Origin of the sequence: Paraburkholderia aromaticivorans (genome assembly GCF_002278075.1) — a bacterium.
Taxonomy (GTDB): domain Bacteria; phylum Pseudomonadota; class Gammaproteobacteria; order Burkholderiales; family Burkholderiaceae; genus Paraburkholderia; species Paraburkholderia aromaticivorans.
Map to the genome: position 1 here is coordinate 930,120 of NZ_CP022990.1, position 20,044 is coordinate 950,163.

Genomic DNA, 20,044 nt, shown 5'->3' on the forward strand with positions numbered 1-20,044 from the left:
CGCTTGCGTTATTGGCCGTAGGGGACCGGCAGGCCGTTCTTGATGGTGTACACGGTGGTCGGAGCGCCCTTCAGGTCGCCGTACTCGTCGAACGAATAGGTGCCCGCGACGCCCTTATAGTTCTCTTTCGCGAGCTGTGCGGTCAGCTTCGCCTTGTCCGTCGTCGTCCCCGCCTTCACCATGGCGTCGGCGAGCAACTTCACGCCGTCGTAATAGCTCACGGCATAGACCTGGGTATCGACGTTGTACGCGGCCTTGTACTTCTGCAGGAATTCGCGACCGGCCGCCGTCTTCTCCAACGCAATGCCGCCCTGCGCGCAATAGACGATCGATGCCGCGTCGCCGGCAACCTTGCCCATGTCGGCCGAACAGATGCCGTCGCCGCCGAGCAGTTTCGCCCTGAGCCCGCGCTGGCGCATCTGTTTGGCCATTGGCGCGCCTTGCGCGGCGTAGCCGCCAAAGAAAATCACATCAGGATTCCTGGATTTGATGTTCGTCAGAATGCCGAGAAAGTCGGTGGCCGACGAGCTGGTGAATTCCTGATCCACGATCTGAATGCCGTTCGCCTTGGCGACTTTCGTGAACTGCTCCGCCACGCCTTGACCGTACGCCGTGCGGTCGTCGATCACCGCGGCCGTTTTGGCCTTCAAGGTCTTCGCGGCGAATTGTCCCATCGTGCCGCCCAGTTGTTCATCGCTCGCGCCGATCCGGAAGATGTTCTTGAAGCCCTGTTTGGTCAGCGCCGGGTTGGATGCGACGGGCAGCATCGGCACGTTTCCAGCGTTGTAGACGCGCGAAGCAGGAATCGCCACGCCCGAGTTATAGGGCCCGACAACAGCGACCACCCCGCTATCCACCAGCTTCTGCGCAACCTGCACGCCGATTTTCGGGTCGGCCTGGTCGTCTTGCGAATCCAGCTTGAACGTGACCTTCTGGCCGGCGACGCTCACCCCTGCCTTGTTCAACTCGTCGATAGCCAGCCGCGCCCCGTTCTCGTTGTCCTTGCCATTCGGCGCCTGCGGGCCCGTGAGCGGAGCCGAATGACCGATGGTGACGACGACCTGAGCGGCCGCGGACAGGGTGAAACCAGCGGCCATCAAGGCGGCCGCAGTCATTGCAAGGCGTCGCATACCGAACTCCGATTGGACTGGGGAGCAATCACCTTATGCCGAATCCGGTTCCAATTCAATCTGACGTCGACACCGACGGCCGCCCCCGCATCGCGTCGCGGGTGATTTTCGAATCCAGCCACGACTATCGCGCGTATATCAGCCAAGCCGGCGCATTTCCGGCTGCGGCGCTGTTCGGTCCTATGCGGTCCTATGCGGTCCTATGCGGTCCTGTTCAGCGCCGACCCGCGGTTGACTCACTGGCTTGCGGCTGAACGCGGCGAACCTCCGCGTCATTCAGGCCCGAGCAGCTGCTTGCGCTTCGCCGCTGCGCAATCAGTCAGGCCTTAGCGGTCGATGAAGCTTCGGCGCGTGCCCAAGCGCGCGCTTAAATCGCTGGAGAAACATCATGAAAAAGTTGACGCTCGAAGTTCTGTTAGCGCGTGTCACTGTCGCGTCGCTCTGCGCGTGCGCCGCTACGTTTGCGCAGGCAGGAGGCAACGGCAATGGCGGAAACGGCAGCGGCGGCGCTCACGGCGCGGCCACGGCAGGAATGACCTATCACAGCGAACCTGTCTCCAGCCCCTGGAACCGCGTTCCCGGCGACATGACAAGGCATGCCGAAATGGGCGCCCCGACTATGCCGAACATGCCGCCGGACAACGGCACTCAATCGCCCAGGACCGGGCAGTAAAGGCTCACGGGAACGCAGGTGCCGGGCGTCGCGGGGGTATGCGCCCGGTGCCGGGTGGCCAGACAATCGGCTCGTCACGCGCAGGGCGGAAAATCGTCAGAGCCGCAGCAATTCGTTTTTCATCCAGTCGTGAACCGCATGACTCAACTCTTGCTGCGTCATCTCGCGAGGAGAGAACGCTGGGCCGATCACCACGCGAATATGGCCGCGGCCATCCGGCCAGCCTTTCGTCGGCCAGACCTTGCCCGCGTTCAATACCACGGGGACAGCGGGCACGCCGGTCGCGCACGCCAGCCGAACGCCTCCCGAAGTCATCCTGAGCGGGGCATCGTGAGCCACCCGTGTGCCTTCCGGAAAAATGACGACGACGTCGCCCTTTGCCAGCCTCTCCGCGCTTTCCTTGGTGACAGCCTGGTGAGCCTGTCGAGCCGAGCCACGGTTCAAACTGACCATATCGAGACCGCGCAGCACCCAGCCAAAAAACGGGATGCGCAGAAGATCTTCCTTGAACACGAAACTGATGCGGCGCGGAATCAGCGCCAGAAATGCAAGCGTTTCCCACGTCGATTCATGACGGGACAGAATGATCGCCGGCCCTTCGGGAAGATGTTCGAGCCCGTCTACCGAACACGACACGCCAGGCAGCCAACGCATGACGAAAACCAGCGCGCGGCACCACTGTTTCGCCAGCCAGTATCGTCCAGCCCGTCCGACGAAAGGAAACAGCAGCAGAATGACGATGGAATACAGCGTCCCGCTACCGAGCAGGTAGACGATAAACAGCCATTTGGTGATAGTTGAACGCATCGGGACCTGACTCGGATTGGAGGGCGGCGCAAGAATATCACCGTAACCCTTTGAGACTGCGACGTGAACGATACGTTCGGCCGAACCTCAGGCGGCGGATCGGTCCGGCTTAGCGCCCGGCACGCTCAAAACGGTCCACGGTTCGCGAGGTGCGCGTATTCGTCCTTGAGCGTGCCGATGCGCCGCCGGTAGGCACTGAGCAGACACGGCTCATTGCCGCCACATGCTCGTCTGGTCGTCAGCCAGGCCTGCTGTTCGTCCTGCATGTCGCCCCGCGTGCCCATTGCAACCAGGCCTGTGAGCATCTGATAGCGCACGGCCATTTCGACATCCAGTTCGCTCAGTTGCCGCGACGCACACACCGCCTTTTCGTCAGGCAGCCGCGCGCGGCCGCAAGCGAAGCTGGCCGCAGCCGCCGAGCCCGAGCCTAACGCGAACAATGCAAACGACACCCATTGCACGTAACGACTGACGCGGTAATTGCGTTGTCCATGCATCATCTTCTCTCGTTTCGATCGAATGGTTCGGCGTGCGCCTGCAACCGAACCCGAGCCGCCGCGCAGGCCATCACTCCGTGCACGCCGGGCAAGCCAACGCCTCAGCCGCCACCTGCTGCTCGCCGCGGCCGAAGCTCGCGAGCGCGGCGAGCCCCAGCAACGCGAGAGCGCTGCCGAGCAGAAAATCGGCCGAAATACCCACGTGGTCGACCACCACGCCGCCCACCAGCGACCCCAGCGCAATCGCAACCTGAATGATGCTCACGAACAATGCCGAACCCGCTTCGGGCGAGTCCGGCGTCGCCCGCTGAATCCAGATGCTGAAGCACAGCGGCAACGCGCCGAAGGAGATGCCCCACGCGAGCACCAGCGCCGTGACGCCGAGCGTCGAATGCTGCAGCAGCGGCAGCGCCAACAGCGCGGACATCAGCAGCGAAACCATCACCGCTAACGACACTTTCAGATTGCGCGTCACCGTCGACGAAACGGCGAAGTTCGAGAAGAACCCGATGACGCCGAAGCCGAGCAGCAGCCACGTGATCGTCGACATGTCCAGATTCGCATTGCGCAGCAGGAACGGCGTGACGTACGTGTACGACGAAAAATGTGCGCCGAACACGAGCGCCACCATCAGCATGCTTCGGCGAGGATGCGGCCGGCGCAGCAGCACCACCAGATCGCGCAGGCGCAACGCGGCGCTCGACGGCAAAGACGGCACGAAGAAGAACTGCGCGACGAGCGCGATCGCGACCAGCACGCCGGTTGCCATGAACGACACGCGCCACGACGCGAAACTTGCGATGAACGTGCCGAGCGGCACGCCGATCACCGTGGCGCACGTCACGCCGGTGAGGATCGTCGCCATGGCCCGCGCCGAATCCCTCGGCTTCACGAGCCGCACCGACGCGGCCGTGGCCAGCGTCCAGAAACCGCCCAACGCGGCGCCGAGCAGCGCGCGACCGAGCAGCATGACGAGAAAATTCGGCGCGAGAGCCGAAATCGCATTCGAAGCCAGCAGCAAAGCCGTAAGTAAAAGAAATACCCGCCGACGGTCCATGCGCCCCGCCACCAGCATCAACCCCGGCGCGGAGATGGCCGCAATGACGCCGGGCACCGTCACCATCAAGCCGGCCGTACCGGGCAGCACGCCGAGATCCGCGGCAACCCGCGGCAAGAGTCCGACCGGCAGAAACTCCGTCGTCACAAAAGCGAAAGCGCCGACGGCGACGGCGAGCACGGCGAGCCAGGAGCGCAGGGACGACGGCGCCCCGTCGTCCAGCAGGGCACTGCTGGCCGGGAGATTATCTTCGATCAACATAGGATTGTTTGCGAGTCTCTAAACAACGGATGGGATTGGAGCGGCCGCACCGCGCTAATCCATTCGCAAAGCGCTCGCCGGATTAAAAAAGCAGGCCATATTGGCCTGCCTTCCCGGCGAAGAAGCGAATGCGTTCTGGAAAACCAGCGAGTGAAAACCCGAATGGAATACACCATAACATCGTATTAATTCGCTCGCTGAAGACTCCGGAAAAATGCGGTCGGGCGTGGGGTTATTGCACAGCGCCAGCGCATGCACTCATGCATGCACTCAGCGTGCGCTGGCCGCAGCAGGAAGCGGCAAAACCCGGCGAGGCGGCACAGGCGCTCGGGCACAGCGCTTGCTGACGGCCTCGTCGGCAGTTCGCGCAACTTTAACCGCTCATCCCTAACGAGGACATCGCCCATGGTTACCACCCGCCCCTGCACCGCCACTTGCGTGATCGACGGCATGCCGGTCACCGTCACTTTCTATCCGGACAACGGCGTGTTGCGCATCGCGGATTCATCGGGAACGTGCATCCGCGAAACGCGCTGGCATGCCTCGTGGCGCGCGCTGCTGGACGAATTGCGCGGATTCACCGCACGCGCCGCGGTGCAATGGCACGATCTCGGTTCCATGGCGGGAGCTCCTGGCGAACGCGCCGATCATGCGCTGCACGGCATGGCGCTGGCTTGAAGCCGCAGTGCGGCTCAACGGAGAGGGGAAATCGCGGCAGAAGATTGAGAATACGGTGCTTGCATTGCGCACCGCATTCCCAACGATAGACCTGTCACCGCCCGAAGTAGACCCGGCATTGCGGTTCTGAAGAAAAGCATGGCTGGCTTTGCCGTGTTCCCGACTCCGACTGCCCCGCTGCCGCGCCGCCGTAGGACAGGTTCTGTGCCGGCTGGGCGCCGGGCGCCGTGCCCTGTGCCGCTTCACCGAACGAAATATCGGTCGTGGCCTGCGCCGATTCGTTGGCGTTGCGTTGCATCATCGCGTGGCCCGACATGCCGGCGCTCTGTGGGCTCTGCATCTCCTGCGCGCTCGCGGTTCGCGGCGCGAGAAAGAGCACGGCGCTGGCCACCGCCATCAATAATCGTAGTTTCATGTCCAGACTCCTTGAATCCGGCGCGGCAGTTCTCGTCCTCCAAACAATTGATCCGTAAAAAAACCGCCGAATTGCCCGATGAGGCTGACGGACGAGTCGATGTCGATGCGAACTGCCGCGGCGAGTCATCGAACTAAATGCGTGAAGAGTTGCCAGACCCGTAACCGATGTCGGACGCGTTCTCGCGACTGGCCGGAATCAGTCGCCACAGGTCGGCAGCGCGGATTTTGGCTCCGCTGTTTCTTTATAGCTCGGCCGCCCAGGAATTCAATCGCGGAACACCAGGCCGGTCCATCCCGGCCGGCTAGTTCGAAAAAGTGCTTTTGAAACAAAATCACCCGAAGCGGCGCGTGCTTTGGCCACACAGTGCGTTATGATGCTGGCATAACGTAAATAATCGGCCCCGCGCGAGGCACCGGCGAGAGACGGAGCGTGGAGATGAAACCGGTCATCCGTAATCAATGCATCGTCAATACCGTTTTTTCCCTCATGGGCATGAGGCTCACCCAGCCTTGTCTGCCGCGCAGCGGAGCGCTTGAATATTCATTGGTTGATAACCTGGTTTGATAGGCGGCCGGACCGGACATATGCTGCGCCGCGATATAGGGAACGACGTTTTTTCTGACGCTGCCTTTGGAATTTCCTTCAATCGATAACCACACTGCGGGCCGTCCCCATGAATATGGGCTCGATGCTGTCGCGGTTTCCCCTTGCAATCTGTAACTGACAGAACGCTGGACGTTTTAGAAGGACGAATATCTTATGGACGAAAGGAAGCGAGATAGCATGATTGCGTATCTCCGCCATCGCATGGAAGAGTTTGGTATCAAACCAGAAGACCTTGCCGCCGTGTTGGCGTCCGAGCCGGCAGCGCAAAAAGCGGAACGCTACCGTAGCGCGACCGGAGATAGCTGGGACGGTCAGGGTGAGATGCCCCAATGGCTGAAGCAGGCCATCAGCGCAGGTCAGTCTATCGATCACTTTGAGTTGTCGGCCGCGCCTGCGCCGGCGCCCGCCCCGCAGCCGAAAAAGCGTGTGGACTGGCAGAACGACCCATTCGCAGGCAGTCCGCTCGCGCGCTCGAACGACCGCTAGACCACCGCACCATGCAGGCTCAGGCACGTCGCCGGGCGGCCTCGCGCCATGAGAAACAGGGCTTCGCCCCGTAGCGACCTGCAGCCGACGGCGCATCGCGATCCAATGACTATCGGGTCAATCACGCAATGACTTTCCGTGGCGTTTCGCTTCGGGCTTAATCGAGTCCGGGGCTATGCCGGTGCGCGCTCACGCGTCGCACGTGGTCGCCCCGTGCGACGAAGCGACGGCGGCGGGGATCGTCGCAGCACAGGCGGCGGCGCATGGCGGAACGGCGTACTCCGGCCGTTCGATAAACGCGCTGACCTGCCGCACGATTTGCCAGAACACCTTTTCGAACAGGCGCGCGCGGTCGAACTCGCGCAGGCCCTCGGCGAGCGGATCGGCAAAGTGCCAGGCGCACGACGGTGGTGCACCCGGAAACGCGGGTGCATGCCGTGCGTCGACGGCTTCATCCAGCGCAACCACGAGGTCCATGCGCGGCGCCCATTCACCGGTGAATTCCAGCCAGCTTTTCGGACTGAGCACACCCAGATCCGAGATGCCGGGGCGCAATTGCGCGATCGCGAATGGATCAACCCGCGCGGCCGGCTCCGGCCCCGCGCTGAATGCGTTGAACCGGTGTCCCGCCAGTTCCCGCAATAAAGCTTCGGCCATGATGCTGCGTGCTGAATTCTCGCGGCAGAGAAACAGCACCTTGTATTTTCTGGTCACGCTCACCCCGTACCCTGTTTTTTTGTTTCTGTGTGCAATTTTGCCGGTTCAGTCTTGCGCCCTCGTGACACTACGATGATCAAATTTGTTGCGCCACGAGAATTTGTACCAGGGAACGTCGGCTCACGGACAGCGCGCGTTGCGCTGGGCCCGAAGTGTACCAGCGCGGCCGCACAGCTTTCATTGACCCTTCACGGAAGATCGGGCGAAGCGCGAGCGCTTCAGACCGAAGCGCCGGTCTCGCGCTGGCCGGACACGATGCGGTTGGCGGCATCGCTGCCGTCGGCCGCCGCTGCGGGCGGCGTATCGAACAACATCGCCGCGGGCGGCGTGCTGATCGCCTTGACGCCATTGACCACGGCGGGTGCCGCGACGTAGGGAATAAACGCCGCCACCGCGACGACTACGATGAAAGTGAACATGGCCGTCGTACCTCGAGGGATCGACTGCGTGAAACTCGAGCGAAGCGGTTCGCATGACGACGAGCAGGCATCGCTCTTACTTGCCGTGTTCGAACGACGCGTGTCACGGCCATGTTCTTGATTCTAGAAGCGCACATTCGAGCGCTAAAGCCCGCTTTCTATATCAATTCGGTCTACGTCTATGGTCTAGCGGCCAGGGCACGCGATTCCTCACACGGCTGTCGATTCGCGGGCTCGGCATTCGGCCTGAAACACGATCGTTGCCGCCGGCATGGCAACGTTCGGCTGGTTGCCCGGCTCGAGTCGCCGGGCAAGCACCGTGACATGTCAAAACCGTAGTCCGTTGAGAAACTGAAACCACAGACCTTCGAATACGCCGGCCGGATGCGTCTCGGCTGCCGGTTCCGCGCGCTTGTCCGGGTTGGCGCGGTGGGTCTGTGCGTCTTGCGCAGCGGCGGCCTGTTTCCCCGATGCCGCCTCGGGCCCGGCCGGGACATCGGCAACCTCGGCCGCCTCGGACACCCCCGGAGTATTCGCCGCATCGGCTTCCGCCTTCGCCGCTTCGCGGCGTGAGGCCTGCAACGCCGACACACTATCCGCGATCTGCGCGGCTCGACCCGCCTCGCATCGACGCCCGAGCAGCACGCCGAACAGCACATCGCGATTGTGGCCCTCGTCGGCGAAACGCATGGCGAGCGAGACCATCTCCGCATACGCGGCCTCGTCCGCGGCACGCGCCGCCGCTTCGCGCTCGGCTTGCGCCTGCTGCTGGCGCGCGCGTTGTGCTTCCCAGCCGCGCATCTGCTCGGCGTAGACCGAGTCGTAAACCTTGCGCTGCGTGGCGTCGGAGAGGATCGCGTACGCGTCCTTGATTTCCTGGAAGGTGGCGCGCGCAACTTCCTCGGCGCCGCCGTTGCGATCGGGATGCCATTTCATCGCGGCCTTCCGGTACGCCCGCTTGATTTCTTCTTCCGTGGCGTGCGTGGGCACGCCGAGGGTGTCATAAAGAGTTGCCATTGCTTGCTCGACCTCGCCGTGATTCGCTTCGCGGACCATCGTAGCATGCAAAAAACGGCTTTATGGTGAAGCGGCTCGCACGGACGCCAAGCGTTCGCCGGACAAAAAAACGGCCCCGCCACTGGCGTGGCGAGGCCCAATCCCATGTCAAGGAGATGTCATGGAGGAGACGCTTCGATCATAGCCGCCCGCTGTCGCGCTCCCAAACAATGCTTCGCCATATGCTTATCCGGCACGGCCTCGAGTGCATTGCAGCGCCCGCGCCATGCCGACTGCGGACGCGCCGGGCCGCGCCAACGCCCCGCGCGGTTATATCGTTAGAACAAAAAGTCGCTTCGTGCCGCGCCCCGCGCTCATTAAGATGACACTTCAAAGTCCGGTTCGCCCCGGTTCGCCGCGCGCAGCCCCGCGCCGGCGCATCGTGAGCCGCTACCGAAGGAGCATTTCGTTGACCAGTTTCGATCATTCTCGCCGCCCGCTCGTCGTCGGCATCGGCGGCACGACGCGCGCCGCTTCGTCGACCGAGCGCGCGCTCGGCTTCGCGTTGCGCGGCGCGCAGGCTGCCGGCGCGAACACCCGCCTGTTCGGCGGCACCTTCCTGCATAGCCTGCCTCACTATGCGCCGGAACAGCCCCACCGCACGGATGAACAGCTCGAACTGATCGAGGCCGTGCGCCACGCGGACGCACTGATCATCGCCACGCCGGGCTATCACGGCGGCGTCTCCGGTCTCGTCAAGAACGCGCTCGACACGCTCGAGGAATTGCGTGCCGACGAGCGCCCGTACCTGGACGGCCGCGCGGTCGGCTGTATCGTCACGGCGTATGGCTGGCAGGCCGCGGGTTCGGTGCTGACTTCCTTGCGCTCGATCGTTCACGCGCTGCGCGGCTGGCCCACGCCGTTCGGCGCCGGCATCAATACACTGGAAACGCGCTTCGACACGGTCGACACCTGTTCCGACGCGAAGGTCGTCGATCAGCTCGCCACGGTCGGCCGGCAAGCCGCGCAATTCGCGCTGGCGTTCAACGCGCATCGCACGCCCGACGCCGCGCCGCTCGGCAACGCGCTGAAGGACGCACAACCCGCACGCCTGCTGCACGCGGTTTAATCCCCTAGTCCGCGTCCCCTCTCACGACGCCGTGAATCCGCCCGGGCGGCCCACGGCGTGCGTCGTCGTTGATACAAACCGTGCGGCACATAACAGACCCGCGATCCACTACGCCGGATAGTGTGCTGGAACACAGCGCTTATGATCCGATCGGGGCTCTTCCAAACCTGCGTGCTGATTTGCTTTCGACGATTGATTGGTTCACCCGCTGCGCAGCGCGGCCTACGCTTGACCTGCCCGCTGATTTACCGGCCGCGTGACGCTCCGGGTCGCGTCCGATGTGCCGGCCTTCTCGCACGCACGCGGGGACATTGACTGCCAAAAAATCATGAACGCACATATTCGCTACAAGGGTTACGAAGTTGCTCCGGTCGCGCAACGGCTGCCCAATGGCCTGTTCGCCGCCAACCTGACCATCGAGAAAACTTCCGCGAACCACGGTCAGGCTTATTCATTCGACGCGCTCGATTACTTCTTCGACGAAGAGCACGCGCTCGCCTATGCATTCCGCTGGGGACGCATGTGGATCGATAACCACCAGTGAGCGTCACTCGCTTCTATCGCAACATGCGAGCCTCACTCGCGTCAGAAGACGCGCTGTGAGGCTTGCGCGGCCCGGCGTCAGGATTCGAACGGTTATGACAGAATACGCGACACATCGAGTTCGCCCTCTGTACGCCTGCCATGTCCGACACACTGACAGATGTTGCTGAAGACCGCGCCCTGCGCCACGCGACATTGCGCGGCCCCGCCCGCGTAAAGATCGGCTCCGAGGCTCACAGGCAGACGTTTTGCCGCATGCGGCCTGACACCCACAACCCCCACAAGCCGGCCGTGCTCGACTGGCCGGCATTGCCGCCGGATGCACTCGAACGGCAGCGTTCGCTGCCGATCCGGGACATCGCGGGGCAGACCGGAGGCCGCGCGTCGATCGCCGTGCATACCTATGCGGCGAAATTGAGCGATCCGCTGCCGCGCGCAGTCATCTCGGTGAAGCCATGAACACGCGCGACCCGTTCGCGCTGTGCCTCGCGGAAAACGACCGGCGCATGAGCGGCTACGACGCAAGACTGTTGCGTCCCAAGCGGATGCCCACGCTGGCGCGTCTCGCGTTACGCTTCATGAAACCCTCGCGCCGCAAAACGACACCAGGAGACGCCGGCCATGACATGGACCGTTGATGAACAACTCGCGTTGACCGCCACCCAGGCCGTCGCCGCGATCCAGTCCGGCCGCCTGAGCGCCGCCGACTATGTGGCCACCCTGCTCGCGCGCGCGACCGCGCTCTCGAGCCTCAATGCGCTCACCACGCTCGATCTCGACGGTGCGCTCGCCGCGGCGCGGCGCATCGACGCATTGCCCGCGGAAGCGAAGGCTCGCTTGCCGCTCGCGGGCCTCGCCGTGGTGGTGAAGGACAACATCAACACTGCCGGCTTGCAGACCTCGGCGGGCACCCCGGCGCTCGAGGGCTTCGTGCCGAAGACCAATGCGCCCTCGGTGCAGCAGCTTATCGACGCCGGCGCGATCGTGCTCGGCAAAGCCAACATGCACGAACTCGCATTCGGCATTACGAGTACAAACCTCGCCACGCATGCCGGGCCGGTGCGCAATCCCTACGACCCCACGCTGATTCCAGGCGGCTCTTCGGGCGGCACGGCCGCAGCGATCGCCGCGCGCATCGCGCCGGCGGGGCTGGGCACCGACACCGGCGGCTCGACCCGCATTCCCGCCGCGTTGACGGGCACTGCGGGGTTTCGTCCGTCGGTCGGCAACGGCGGCGCCGAACGGCGCTATCACGATCCGGACGCCGTGGTGCCGATCAGCCATACGCGCGACACGGTCGGGCCGATGGCGCGCACCGTCGAGGATATCGCGCTGCTCGACGGCGTGATCACCGGCGCCGGCGCGCTGCCGGCGATCGCGTTGAACGGCTTGCGCATCGGCCTGCCCGCGCCGCTGTGGGAAGGGCTCGAGCGGCGGGTGGAGGACGTCGCGCGAATCGCGTTGAAGAAGCTCGAAGCGGCGGGCGTGGTGTTCGTGCCGGTGGCGATGAGCGAACTGGACGATCTGAACGGCATGGTGGGCGGCCCGCTCGCGATTCATGAGGCGCGCGAGGACGTGCTCGCCTGGCTGATCGCCAACGACGCACCCGTCAAGACCGTCGCCGGGATGGCGGCCCGCATCGCCAGCCCGGACGTGCGCGCGATCTACGACGGCGTACTCGCCGATGTCCTTGGCGAACACTACGACGCGGCGCTGAATGAATGGCGGCCGCGCTTGCAGCAGTACATGGCGGCGACGTTCGCCGACGAGCGCCTCGACGCGCTGCTGTTTCCGACCACGCGCCTCGCCGCCGTGCCGATCGACGACGTGAACGGCTCGTCGACGGTCTGCATCGACGGTTCGGCGCCGATCGACACCATGGACGCGTTCCTGCGCAACACCGATCCGGCCAGCACCTCGGGCATTCCGGGACTCTCGCTGCCGGCGGGCATGACGGCGGGCGGCCTGCCGGTCGGTCTCGAACTGGACGGCCCGCTCGGCGAAGACCGGCGCCTTCTGGCAATCGGCGTCGCCTTCGAGCAGCTGCTCGGCCCACTGCCGGCGCCCTCGCTCTGATACCAAAACCAAGACAAGCTTTGCGACTCCCCTGAACAATTCGACTCTGCCGCCAATGACAACACCGCCGCCCGCCCAGCCTCAGCGGGTCCTCTCGCGCCGCGCCGCGCGAATTGTCGCGACGTTGGCCGTCGCGCTGGCCGCCGGCGCCTGCGCGCGCCTCGCCGCGGTCGACTCGAATGCGCTGTGGAAAATCGTCGACCTGCGCTGCGTGCCGTCGCAACAGGCCACCGGCACGCCGGGCCAATGCACGACCGTCGATCTCGATCAACGTTACGCGATCCTGAAGGATATTGTCGGACGGTCGCAGTATCTGCTGATTCCGACCGACCGCATCACCGGCATCGAAAGCCCGCTCGTGCTGGCGCCGCATGCGCGGGATTATTGGGTCGACGCGTGGAACGCACGGAGCTATGTCGGGAAGTCGGTCAAGCGCACGCTGCCCGACAATCAACTCGGACTCGAAATCAACTCGCAATACCGCCGCTCGCAAAACCAGTTGCATATTCATATCGATTGCATGCGCGGCGATATCAGCGAAGCGCTCGCGCGCCACGCGAAAGACACGCCTGACGAATGGCGGTGGGATACGCTCGACGGCAACCGTTACCGCATCATGCGCGTGACCGCGCTCGCACAGGCGGACAACCCGTTTCGCCTCGTCGCGCGGGACAATCAGGGCGCCGGGACGATGGCCACGCAAACCATCCTCGTGACGGGCGCGGGGCCGTCCGCTGAAAAAGACGGCTGGCTGGTGGTGAACAGCGGGATCGACGTGAACGACGGCAGCGGCTCGGCCGAAGGCCTGCTCGATCACGCCTGCCGCGTGGCGGACGCGCGCTGAGTAGCTGAACGTGCCCGAACGTGCCTGAGCGACGCGAGCCCGGCGGCGCGCTCCGCGCAAGCTGGCGCCGCTATGCACGTTTTAGCAGATGCATTGCTGAACAAAATGGTTCTGGCAACGCGCAGGGGTCCGTAGGATCGGTCTGAATCTGCATTCCGACCGATCCCGCAAATGGCGATTTACCTCGACGACACGCAACGCAACACACTCGCCCGCCTCGCGACAAGCTGGACATGGCGCACGCAATGGCCGACCTGGGCGCTGATCACGACGATCTACGGCGGATGGTTCAGCGTGGCGACGCACGCGCGCGACCTCGGCTTACCGCTCACTACGCTGCTGCTGGCTGTGCTCGGCACGTGGTACATGTCGTTGCAACATGAACTGCTGCACGGCCATCCCACGCGCTCGCCGTTCGTCAATGCGCTGCTCGGTTGCGCGCCGCTTGCCGTGTGTTTTCCGTACGGCGTCTACCGCGATTCACATCTTCAGCACCATGACGATCCGCATCTCACGCACCCCGAGCGCGACCCGGAGAGTTACTTCGTGAGCGCATTCGCGTGGCAACGCGCGGGTTGGGCAATTCGCGCGCTGCTGACCTTCCGTAATACGTTTTTCGGCCGCCTGCTGGTCGGGCCGGCGTTCGCGATTGCCGCAACCGGCGTGAACGCGCTGCGTCGAATCAAAGGCGGCGACTGGCGCGATGTCCCGGTGTGGCTTGCGCATTTCGCCGCGCTCGCCGCGCTAACCGCCTGGCTGCAACACGCGTGCGCGATTCCGGCGTGGGTCTTTGTTGTCGGCGTGGGCTATGGTTCGCTGTCGCTCGGTTCGGTGCGCTCGTTTCAGGAACATCGTGCGGCGCAGGCGCACGAGCATCGCACTGTCATCAACGAGGCGGCGTGGTTCTGGCGCCTGCTGTTTCTGAACAACAACTACCATCTGGTTCATCACGACTTGCCGCATGTGCCGTGGTTTGCACTTCGGAAGGTCTATGAAACATCGCGCGAGCAGTACGTGGAACGCTCGGGAGGCTTTCTTGTACAGGGTTACGGCGAATGGTTGAGGCGCTATGCGTTCGCTGCGCTCGCGCATCCGGTGCACGGCAATGCGGCTGAGTTCGCCCCGAGGCATCCGCCTGCTTCCGCCGGCTTCGCGAGAGAATGGCGGTAATCCCATTCAATGCAGCGCCAGCCATTGCGCAGGCGCTTCGATATCCGTCCCGCCAGCATCGATTCGCGATACACAACCACGAGCACACGTCGAGTCGAATCGTCGCCATGACGGGCCGCATGCGACATGCGTGCCCGGCAGGCCGCGATCCAATGCGGCGCGCGTCTCTATTCCGCGCTTTCCAGCATCCGCAGCGCGGCCTTCTCGGCATTGGCGACGTGCAGACGCGCGATCTCCTGCGCCGCCTCGCCGTCGCGCGCCTTCAACGCCTTATACAGCCGGTCGATTTCGCGCAGGCTGTCCGGCAGCCGCTCCGGATGCATCAGCGAGGTGGTGCGCAGCAGATTGATGCGCGAATAGAGACTGTTGAGGATTTCGCGGACCAGCGCATTGCCGCAGTTCTCCAGCAGCAGATCGTACAGCGCGGTCTTTGCGCGCAGAACGCCCTCCTGGTTCTGCGCCGCGGCCTGGGCGCGCAGGTCCTTCGCCACTTCGCCAAAGCGCGCGATCGCGTCGTCGTGGGCCAGGCGGGCAAATTCGTGGGCGGCAAAACCTTCGAGCAGCCCGCGCAGCGCATACAGCTCGACCGCTTCCTCTTTGGACATCACCGCGACGATGGGGCCCTTGTGCGGCACGCTGCGCACCAGTTTTTCCGCTTCGAGCTTGCGCAGCGCCTCACGCACCGACGTACGGCTCACGCCCAGCGACTCGCACAGCTCGCGTTCGATCAGGCGCGCGCCAGGCGCGAAACGTCCGCTCACGATTGCCTGCCGCAGCACGTTCTCGACGTGATGCCGCAGCGTCTCGGGTCTGATCAACCCCATGTCTGTTGACATTATTGTATTCCCGTCCGACAAGATTCAGCCTCCATGATACGTGAGCGGCTTCGTCACCGGCAGTCTTTGACGCGCGCAGGGCGGAAAAACCGCAAGCCGGCATGCGGTTCAGCGGCCGGGCGGCAGTGCGGCGAGCGGTGTGCGCGAAATCACGGAGAGCGTTGCATCGAATCTCATGACCAACGGCTCCGCGTGCGCGACTTCGAGCGAGGCGATCGCGTGGTCGCCGATGTCGTCGAGTTGCTTGAACAACGCGCGCAACGAATTGCCGTGCCCCACCATCAGCACCGACTGGCCGCGTGTCAGGGCCGGCGCAACGGATTCGTCCCATAGCGGCAGCACGCGCCGCAACGTGTCGCGCAGACTTTCGCTGCGGGGCAACGCGTCGGCATCGGGCATCGCGTCGTCGCGCAAGGCGCGCACCAGCGCCGCGTGCAGGTCCGCATCGAGCGCCGGCGGCGCCAGGTCGAAGCCGCGCCGCCATTGCCGCACGCGCTCCGCGCCAAACGCGAGCGCCGCCTCGTTTTTCTCCATGCCCGTCAGCATGCCGTAGTGGCGGTCGTTCAACCGCCACGAGCGCACGATTCTGGGCGGTGGTTGCCCGAGGGTCCGCAGCGCATGCGCAAGCGTATCGGTCGCGCGCAACAGCGCCGAGCTCACCGCCAGATCGAAGCGAAAGCCCGCCGCGCGCAGCCGCTCCCCGACGCGCCGCGCATCCGCCACGCCCTGCACGGACAGACCGACGTCGCTCCAGCCGGTAAAGCGGTTGGTGCGATTCCATACCGACTGGCCGTGACGCAGCACGACCAGGGTGCCCGGTTGACGAGTCATGTCGATCGCCTGGCTTTAGTTGTAGCCGAGAATCGCAACGGCCAGCACGTGCGCATGCTCGCTGCTGTTCGACGCGAGCACCGAAAGCGGCGGCGCTTGCATCGCCCGCCACGCCGAAGCGCCCAGCTCAGGCTTCGCGTTGGCCGGCAAAGACGGGACGCGTGGCGCAGCGCGCTCGCGCGGCGCCGGACCCATGAAAAAAACGGACTCGCGCATGGCCGGATTACGCATGCGCATCTCCCGCCGCCGCGCCGCCGCGCTTCAGCGCGGCTTCCAGCAGCGGCGCGCCCAGCTCCGCGCCGTGAATCCCCGTCACGCTGACGATCTCCAGCAACTCCATCAACTCTTCGGCGGTGGCGCCGTAACGCAGCGCGTTGCGGATATGCAGTTTGAGGCCCGGCACATAGAGATGCGTCGCCGAGGCGTCGAACGCGCAGTACATGAACTCCTTGATTTTCGGGCTCAGCACGCCGGTGCGCCACGGCACCGACGAGAACTCGACATACGCTTCGAACAGGTCAGGATCGAGTTCGAGCAGGCCTTCCCACGTCGGATGCCAGTAGCCGCGATTCGTCTCGAACTCCGCTTTCAACTTTTGCCTCCGGTCGTCGAGCGGCGGCGCGCCATGCCGCAAACCCTCTTCTTCCAGCACTTCGAGCAGCACCGGCACGCCGACGTTGCTGGTGTGAATGCCGATCGTGCTGATCAACTCCAGCACTTCGATCAGCTCCTCGCGCGTCGCGCCAAAAGACAGCGCGCGGTCGATATGACGCGCGACGCCCGGCGCGTACAACTGCGTCGCGCAGGCATCGGCGGCCAGCGCGATGAACGCGCGCGTCTTGTCGTCGAGATGATTCCTGCGCCGCGGCACGCCCGCGAACTTCAGGTAGGCATCGACGAAACGAGGGTCGAGGCGCACGAGGCTGTCCCACTCGGGACTCGCCTTGCCGTGCAGGCTGACGAGTTCGTCACGAAGACGGGACGCGTCGGGCTGCGGTGTGGTCTGGGTCATGATCTGAATTCCCTTGTTGGCCATCCAGCGCGTAATGCTTCGGCGCGTGCGGGAGGTTCGCTCAGAACGCCACGCCACCGCACGCGCTGTCACTGCTGCGCGCTAGCGCGCGGCGCTCGTCGGATAATCCCGTTCCGCCACCTCTTCCTGCCAGGTGCCCTTACCGATCGAGGTCGCGATGTGCACCATGTAGCTGCCTTCGCTCGCGCCGTGCCAGTGCCGCTCGTTCGGCCCGATGAACACCATGTCGCCCTGGCGGATCGGCTGCGGCGCTTCGCCGTCCAGACAGATCCATCCCTGACCGGCCGTGACCTGCAGGACCTGGCCGTGCTCGTGCGTGTGCCAATACGTGCGTCCGCCCGGTGCGAAGAACACCGTGTTGATGGTGACGCCATCGGTAGCCGGCATCACCGGGTCGGCCCAGACGGTGCCGGTAAACGTGTCGCTGCGGCGCTCGGATAGCGCGCCTGCCGCTCTGCCGTGAAAGACCTTCATGCGTTTTTCTCCTTGTGTGTTCCGTCGAACAGCCGCACGCCGCCCGACACGTCGCCGATCGCATCGACGACACGGTTGCTGATCACATCGCCATAACCGAGCGCCGTGCCGAGGCCGAAGCTCGCCAGCGGGCCGGCCGAATTCAGCGAGACCACGCCGAGTTCGCGAATGCGGTCGACGTACAGCACGACGTCCTTGGTCATCAGCTTGCCGGTCAGGCCACCCTCCAGATAGTCGCCGTCGACGATCTTCGGGAACCGGTTGAGCGTGGCGAAGTTGACGCCGCTGCTGCTGTTCAGCACGTCGAGCAGCAGATGCAGGTCGAGCCCCGCCTTCTTGCCCGCCACCATCACTTCGGCACTCGCGGCGAGGCTCACGGCGTTCAGAAAATTGTTGAGCAGCTTGGTGGTGTGGCCGGCGCCGCTCTGCCCCATGTATGCGACTTTCGAGCTGATCGGCGCGAACGCCCATTGCAACGCGGCGACCGCATCCGCATCGCCGCCCACCATCAGCGTCAGCGAGCCCTTTTCCGCCGCGGCCGCGCCGCCCGAAATACCCGCATCGACATAACGCACGCCGCGCTCGGCGAAGCGTTGCGCGAGGCGGATCGTCGAACTGGCAGCGGCCGTGCTCAGATCCACGACGATCTGTCCTGCGCGACAGTGCGCGAGCACGCCGCCCTCGCCTTCGACAACCGCTTCGACCACCTTGCTGTCCGGCAACGACATCATCACGACGTCCGCGAACGCGAGCACTTCGCCCAGCGTGCCCGCCGCCTTCGCGCCCGCCGCGTCGATGCGTTCGCGCGCGGTGTCGTAGCCGAGCACCGCGATGCCCGCATCGACGAGGCGCCGTGTCATGCGCCCGCCCATGTTGCCGAGACCGATAAAGCCGATCCGTTCCTTGTTCATGAATTGCATTCCTCCTTCAAAATCAGAAATCGACATCCTTCGTTTCCGGGCCCATCAGCGCGCCGATCATGCCGATCAGTCCGCCCACGCACAGCAGCACGACCGAGGTCAGCCGCAGCGGCATGAAAGCGCCGAGCCAGTTCATATAGAACGCGTAGAACGAAGGGATAATCACCGACAGACTGAAGCCGACGCCGAAACCGGTTGCGCGCACATCCGTCACGAAGCGCTCGTTGATGTACGTGACGATCACGCCCCACGGCGACGTGACGAGCACCGCGAGCACACACACCAGCGCCATGATGGCCGGCAGCGACAGCCCGTCGACGTTCGCCAGCACGTACAGCAGCACCGCGCCGACCGTGGCGATCAACGGGCCGACGATCACGAAGAAGCGGCGCCGTCCGATGCGCTGCGCGATCAGCCCCGCGCCGATGTAGCTGAAAAACAGCACGAAGTACGTGAGCATGAGCGTCGCGCTCATCTGGAAGCCGCTCAGATGCAGCGTCTTCACCAGCAAGCCGGTCGGCAGATAAATCGTGATGATGTTTTGCGTGAGCCAGAAGCCCGTCATCATCACCAGCACCTGCAGCAGGTTGCGCCCGCTCTTGCCGCGCAGCAGGTCGGAGAGCGGCAGCTTGTCGGCGACGACCGCCTTGTCGGCCGCTTCGCTCTTCCAGATCTCCGATTCGGCGACCTTGCGCACGTAGTACATCGTCAGCAGGCCGGCGAGCGCCGCGCCGAGCACGAACGGAATACGCCAGCCCCATTGCGCGTACGGCGAATGCATGCCGTTCAGCGGAAAGAGCGCGAACATCAGCATCGCGACGAGATTGATGGTCACGTAGGCGGCCGGAAAGCCGGCAATGATGAAGCCGCCGACAAACCCGCGTTGCTCTTTCTTCGAGTACTCGATCGCGAGCGGCATCGCCCCTGTATAGCCGCCGCCCAGAAAAATCCCGTCGACGAAACGCAGCAGCACCAGCAGCCAGTACGACACGATGCCGATGCTTTCATAGCCCGGCAGCAATGCGATCAGCAACGTCACCACGCCGAAACCCGAGACCGACCAGATCGACGCCTTACGCCGGCCGATGCGATCCGCGACCATGCCGAACAGCAACGAGCCGACCGGGCGGCCGAGCAGCGTCGTGATGAACACCAGTGACGCGAGGATCGTCTCCATGCCGCTCGACAGATGCGGCGGCTGGAAATATCCGAGTACCGGTGACAACACCACCACCGGCAGATAGATGTCGAACATGTCGATGAACTCGGAGAAGAACGCGCCCTTGATCGCGTTGTGTCTCTTCGTTTCGATCGACTGCTCGCCCTCCGACATTACAACGTCATTCCCAGTCAACGCTTTCATCTCTGTCTCCGTTTCGTTGTTCGCACCGTGCGGCGATGCGGTTCTCTCTGTGCTTGCCCGTGCTGTCAGCCGTTAGCTGT

25 protein-coding genes and 1 pseudogene are annotated in these 20,044 nt (G+C 64.3%); 11 read left to right on the forward strand and 15 right to left on the reverse strand.

Annotation, left to right across the window (positions count from 1 at the left end):
• Positions 1-8: 8 nt before the first annotated feature.
• Complete coding sequence (locus tag CJU94_RS23890; protein WP_095421146.1) at positions 9-1,130, reverse strand: branched-chain amino acid ABC transporter substrate-binding protein; 1,122 nt, start codon at positions 1,128-1,130, stop codon at positions 9-11.
• Positions 1,131-1,518: 388 nt separating this feature from the next.
• Here CJU94_RS23890 and CJU94_RS23900 point away from each other — a divergent pair, with 388 nt between their 5' ends.
• Complete coding sequence (locus CJU94_RS23900) at positions 1,519-1,803, forward strand: hypothetical protein (RefSeq protein WP_095421148.1); 285 nt, start codon at positions 1,519-1,521, stop codon at positions 1,801-1,803.
• A gap of 96 nt (positions 1,804-1,899) precedes the next feature.
• Here the strand turns inward: CJU94_RS23900 and CJU94_RS23905 are convergent, their stop codons facing one another.
• The 3 genes from CJU94_RS23905 to CJU94_RS23915 all read right to left on the reverse strand — a co-directional run bounded on the left by CJU94_RS23905 (position 1,900) and on the right by CJU94_RS23915 (position 4,425).
• A complete protein-coding gene (locus CJU94_RS23905) occupies positions 1,900-2,610 on the reverse strand; it encodes a lysophospholipid acyltransferase family protein (RefSeq protein ID WP_095421149.1) in 711 nt (236 codons plus the stop codon).
• Positions 2,611-2,735: 125 nt separating this feature from the next.
• Positions 2,736-3,110 (reverse strand): lysozyme inhibitor LprI family protein, encoded by a 375-nt coding sequence (locus CJU94_RS23910; RefSeq protein ID WP_244221062.1) that lies wholly within the window; start codon positions 3,108-3,110, stop codon positions 2,736-2,738.
• Positions 3,111-3,177: 67 nt separating this feature from the next.
• Positions 3,178-4,425, reverse strand: coding sequence for an MFS transporter (locus CJU94_RS23915; RefSeq protein ID WP_095421150.1), 1,248 nt, complete (start codon positions 4,423-4,425; stop codon positions 3,178-3,180).
• 405 nt (positions 4,426-4,830) lie between these two features.
• Here CJU94_RS23915 and CJU94_RS23920 point away from each other — a divergent pair, with 405 nt between their 5' ends.
• Positions 4,831-5,103: a hypothetical protein gene (locus CJU94_RS23920; protein ID WP_095421151.1), complete on the forward strand. Its 273-nt coding sequence runs from the start codon at positions 4,831-4,833 to the stop codon at positions 5,101-5,103.
• A 94-nt stretch (positions 5,104-5,197) separates the two neighbouring features.
• On the opposite strand, the gene CJU94_RS23925 is transcribed toward CJU94_RS23920, so the two are convergent.
• On the reverse strand, positions 5,198-5,518 hold the full coding sequence (locus CJU94_RS23925) for a hypothetical protein (protein WP_095421152.1): 321 nt from the start codon (positions 5,516-5,518) through the stop codon (positions 5,198-5,200).
• A gap of 438 nt (positions 5,519-5,956) precedes the next feature.
• On the opposite strand from CJU94_RS23925, the gene CJU94_RS42290 reads away from it, so the two are divergent.
• Positions 5,957-6,085: a hypothetical protein gene (locus CJU94_RS42290; protein WP_279636657.1), complete on the forward strand. Its 129-nt coding sequence runs from the start codon at positions 5,957-5,959 to the stop codon at positions 6,083-6,085.
• A 195-nt stretch (positions 6,086-6,280) separates the two neighbouring features.
• A complete protein-coding gene (locus tag CJU94_RS23930) occupies positions 6,281-6,613 on the forward strand; it encodes an H-NS histone family protein (RefSeq protein ID WP_095421153.1) in 333 nt (110 codons plus the stop codon).
• Positions 6,614-6,802: 189 nt separating this feature from the next.
• Here CJU94_RS23930 and CJU94_RS23935 read toward each other — a convergent pair whose 3' ends face one another.
• The 3 genes from CJU94_RS23935 to CJU94_RS23945 all read right to left on the reverse strand — a co-directional run bounded on the left by CJU94_RS23935 (position 6,803) and on the right by CJU94_RS23945 (position 8,766).
• Entirely contained in the window at positions 6,803-7,327 is a 525-nt protein-coding gene (locus tag CJU94_RS23935) for an arsenate reductase ArsC (protein ID WP_095422766.1), read from the reverse strand.
• A 221-nt stretch (positions 7,328-7,548) separates the two neighbouring features.
• The gene (locus tag CJU94_RS23940; RefSeq protein ID WP_095421154.1) at positions 7,549-7,749 is read right to left on the reverse strand and encodes a hypothetical protein; all 201 of its coding nucleotides are present in this window, start codon (positions 7,747-7,749) and stop codon (positions 7,549-7,551) included.
• A gap of 327 nt (positions 7,750-8,076) precedes the next feature.
• On the reverse strand, positions 8,077-8,766 hold the full coding sequence (locus tag CJU94_RS23945) for a J domain-containing protein (RefSeq protein ID WP_095422767.1): 690 nt from the start codon (positions 8,764-8,766) through the stop codon (positions 8,077-8,079).
• 448 nt (positions 8,767-9,214) lie between these two features.
• Between CJU94_RS23945 and CJU94_RS23950 the strand changes: the two genes are divergently transcribed.
• The 7 genes and pseudogenes from CJU94_RS23950 to CJU94_RS23975 all read left to right on the forward strand — a co-directional run bounded on the left by CJU94_RS23950 (position 9,215) and on the right by CJU94_RS23975 (position 14,507).
• Positions 9,215-9,874: an NADPH-dependent FMN reductase gene (locus tag CJU94_RS23950; RefSeq protein WP_095421155.1), complete on the forward strand. Its 660-nt coding sequence runs from the start codon at positions 9,215-9,217 to the stop codon at positions 9,872-9,874.
• A 328-nt stretch (positions 9,875-10,202) separates the two neighbouring features.
• Entirely contained in the window at positions 10,203-10,418 is a 216-nt protein-coding gene (locus CJU94_RS23955; protein ID WP_095421156.1) for a transcriptional regulator, read from the forward strand.
• Positions 10,419-10,558: 140 nt separating this feature from the next.
• A pseudogene (locus tag CJU94_RS42550) lies at positions 10,559-10,867 on the forward strand (ferritin-like domain-containing protein); the annotation flags it as partial.
• A 5-nt stretch (positions 10,868-10,872) separates the two neighbouring features.
• On the forward strand, positions 10,873-11,055 hold the full coding sequence (locus CJU94_RS42555) for a hypothetical protein (RefSeq protein ID WP_425272225.1): 183 nt from the start codon (positions 10,873-10,875) through the stop codon (positions 11,053-11,055).
• Positions 11,039-12,493: an indoleacetamide hydrolase gene (gene iaaH / locus CJU94_RS23965; RefSeq protein ID WP_095421157.1), complete on the forward strand. Its 1,455-nt coding sequence runs from the start codon at positions 11,039-11,041 to the stop codon at positions 12,491-12,493. Before CJU94_RS42555 ends, iaaH begins: the two co-directional genes overlap by 17 nt.
• A gap of 55 nt (positions 12,494-12,548) precedes the next feature.
• On the forward strand, positions 12,549-13,337 hold the full coding sequence (locus CJU94_RS23970; protein ID WP_095421158.1) for a CDP-diacylglycerol diphosphatase: 789 nt from the start codon (positions 12,549-12,551) through the stop codon (positions 13,335-13,337).
• 171 nt (positions 13,338-13,508) lie between these two features.
• A complete protein-coding gene (locus CJU94_RS23975; RefSeq protein ID WP_095421159.1) occupies positions 13,509-14,507 on the forward strand; it encodes a fatty acid desaturase in 999 nt (332 codons plus the stop codon).
• Positions 14,508-14,674: 167 nt separating this feature from the next.
• On the opposite strand, the gene CJU94_RS23980 is transcribed toward CJU94_RS23975, so the two are convergent.
• The 7 genes from CJU94_RS23980 to CJU94_RS24010 all read right to left on the reverse strand — a co-directional run bounded on the left by CJU94_RS23980 (position 14,675) and on the right by CJU94_RS24010 (position 19,964).
• On the reverse strand, positions 14,675-15,343 hold the full coding sequence (locus CJU94_RS23980; protein ID WP_095421160.1) for a GntR family transcriptional regulator: 669 nt from the start codon (positions 15,341-15,343) through the stop codon (positions 14,675-14,677).
• Positions 15,344-15,451: 108 nt separating this feature from the next.
• Positions 15,452-16,174, reverse strand: a complete 723-nt coding sequence (locus CJU94_RS23985; protein WP_095421161.1) for a 2,3-bisphosphoglycerate-dependent phosphoglycerate mutase — start codon at positions 16,172-16,174, stop codon at positions 15,452-15,454.
• 15 nt (positions 16,175-16,189) lie between these two features.
• On the reverse strand, positions 16,190-16,405 hold the full coding sequence (locus CJU94_RS23990; protein WP_157763801.1) for a hypothetical protein: 216 nt from the start codon (positions 16,403-16,405) through the stop codon (positions 16,190-16,192).
• The gene (locus CJU94_RS23995) at positions 16,398-17,186 is read right to left on the reverse strand and encodes a carboxymuconolactone decarboxylase family protein (protein ID WP_095422768.1); all 789 of its coding nucleotides are present in this window, start codon (positions 17,184-17,186) and stop codon (positions 16,398-16,400) included. Before CJU94_RS23995 ends, CJU94_RS23990 begins: the two co-directional genes overlap by 8 nt.
• 102 nt (positions 17,187-17,288) lie before the next feature.
• Complete coding sequence (locus tag CJU94_RS24000; RefSeq protein ID WP_095421163.1) at positions 17,289-17,681, reverse strand: cupin domain-containing protein; 393 nt, start codon at positions 17,679-17,681, stop codon at positions 17,289-17,291.
• Complete coding sequence (locus CJU94_RS24005) at positions 17,678-18,592, reverse strand: NAD(P)-dependent oxidoreductase (protein ID WP_095422769.1); 915 nt, start codon at positions 18,590-18,592, stop codon at positions 17,678-17,680. Before CJU94_RS24005 ends, CJU94_RS24000 begins: the two co-directional genes overlap by 4 nt.
• A gap of 22 nt (positions 18,593-18,614) precedes the next feature.
• Entirely contained in the window at positions 18,615-19,964 is a 1,350-nt protein-coding gene (locus CJU94_RS24010; protein ID WP_095421164.1) for an MFS transporter, read from the reverse strand.
• Positions 19,965-20,044: the final 80 nt, after the last annotated feature.

Bases quoted from the DNA above. Each gene is read 5' to 3' on its own strand.
- CJU94_RS23955 (WP_095421156.1), top strand. From the start codon at position 10,203: ATGAACGCACATATTCGCTACAAGGGTTACGAAGTTGCTCCGGTCGCG.
- CJU94_RS23925 (WP_095421152.1), bottom strand. From the start codon at position 5,518: ATGAAACTACGATTATTGATGGCGGTGGCCAGCGCCGTGCTCTTTCTC.
- CJU94_RS23990 (WP_157763801.1), bottom strand. From the start codon at position 16,405: ATGCGTAATCCGGCCATGCGCGAGTCCGTTTTTTTCATGGGTCCGGCG.
- CJU94_RS23970 (WP_095421158.1), top strand. From the start codon at position 12,549: ATGACAACACCGCCGCCCGCCCAGCCTCAGCGGGTCCTCTCGCGCCGC.
- CJU94_RS42290 (WP_279636657.1), top strand. From the start codon at position 5,957: ATGAAACCGGTCATCCGTAATCAATGCATCGTCAATACCGTTTTTTCC.
- CJU94_RS23890 (WP_095421146.1), bottom strand. From the start codon at position 1,130: ATGCGACGCCTTGCAATGACTGCGGCCGCCTTGATGGCCGCTGGTTTC.
- CJU94_RS23975 (WP_095421159.1), top strand. From the start codon at position 13,509: ATGGCGATTTACCTCGACGACACGCAACGCAACACACTCGCCCGCCTC.
- CJU94_RS23915 (WP_095421150.1), bottom strand. From the start codon at position 4,425: ATGTTGATCGAAGATAATCTCCCGGCCAGCAGTGCCCTGCTGGACGAC.
- CJU94_RS42555 (WP_425272225.1), top strand. From the start codon at position 10,873: ATGAACACGCGCGACCCGTTCGCGCTGTGCCTCGCGGAAAACGACCGG.
- CJU94_RS24010 (WP_095421164.1), bottom strand. From the start codon at position 19,964: ATGAAAGCGTTGACTGGGAATGACGTTGTAATGTCGGAGGGCGAGCAG.
- CJU94_RS23905 (WP_095421149.1), bottom strand. From the start codon at position 2,610: ATGCGTTCAACTATCACCAAATGGCTGTTTATCGTCTACCTGCTCGGT.
- CJU94_RS23980 (WP_095421160.1), bottom strand. From the start codon at position 15,343: ATGTCAACAGACATGGGGTTGATCAGACCCGAGACGCTGCGGCATCAC.
- CJU94_RS24000 (WP_095421163.1), bottom strand. From the start codon at position 17,681: ATGAAGGTCTTTCACGGCAGAGCGGCAGGCGCGCTATCCGAGCGCCGC.
- CJU94_RS23985 (WP_095421161.1), bottom strand. From the start codon at position 16,174: ATGACTCGTCAACCGGGCACCCTGGTCGTGCTGCGTCACGGCCAGTCG.
- CJU94_RS23910 (WP_244221062.1), bottom strand. From the start codon at position 3,110: ATGATGCATGGACAACGCAATTACCGCGTCAGTCGTTACGTGCAATGG.
- CJU94_RS23945 (WP_095422767.1), bottom strand. From the start codon at position 8,766: ATGGCAACTCTTTATGACACCCTCGGCGTGCCCACGCACGCCACGGAA.
- iaaH (WP_095421157.1), top strand. From the start codon at position 11,039: ATGACATGGACCGTTGATGAACAACTCGCGTTGACCGCCACCCAGGCC.
- CJU94_RS23930 (WP_095421153.1), top strand. From the start codon at position 6,281: ATGGACGAAAGGAAGCGAGATAGCATGATTGCGTATCTCCGCCATCGC.
- CJU94_RS23995 (WP_095422768.1), bottom strand. From the start codon at position 17,186: ATGACCCAGACCACACCGCAGCCCGACGCGTCCCGTCTTCGTGACGAA.
- CJU94_RS24005 (WP_095422769.1), bottom strand. From the start codon at position 18,592: ATGAACAAGGAACGGATCGGCTTTATCGGTCTCGGCAACATGGGCGGG.
- CJU94_RS23900 (WP_095421148.1), top strand. From the start codon at position 1,519: ATGAAAAAGTTGACGCTCGAAGTTCTGTTAGCGCGTGTCACTGTCGCG.
- CJU94_RS23920 (WP_095421151.1), top strand. From the start codon at position 4,831: ATGGTTACCACCCGCCCCTGCACCGCCACTTGCGTGATCGACGGCATG.
- CJU94_RS23940 (WP_095421154.1), bottom strand. From the start codon at position 7,749: ATGTTCACTTTCATCGTAGTCGTCGCGGTGGCGGCGTTTATTCCCTAC.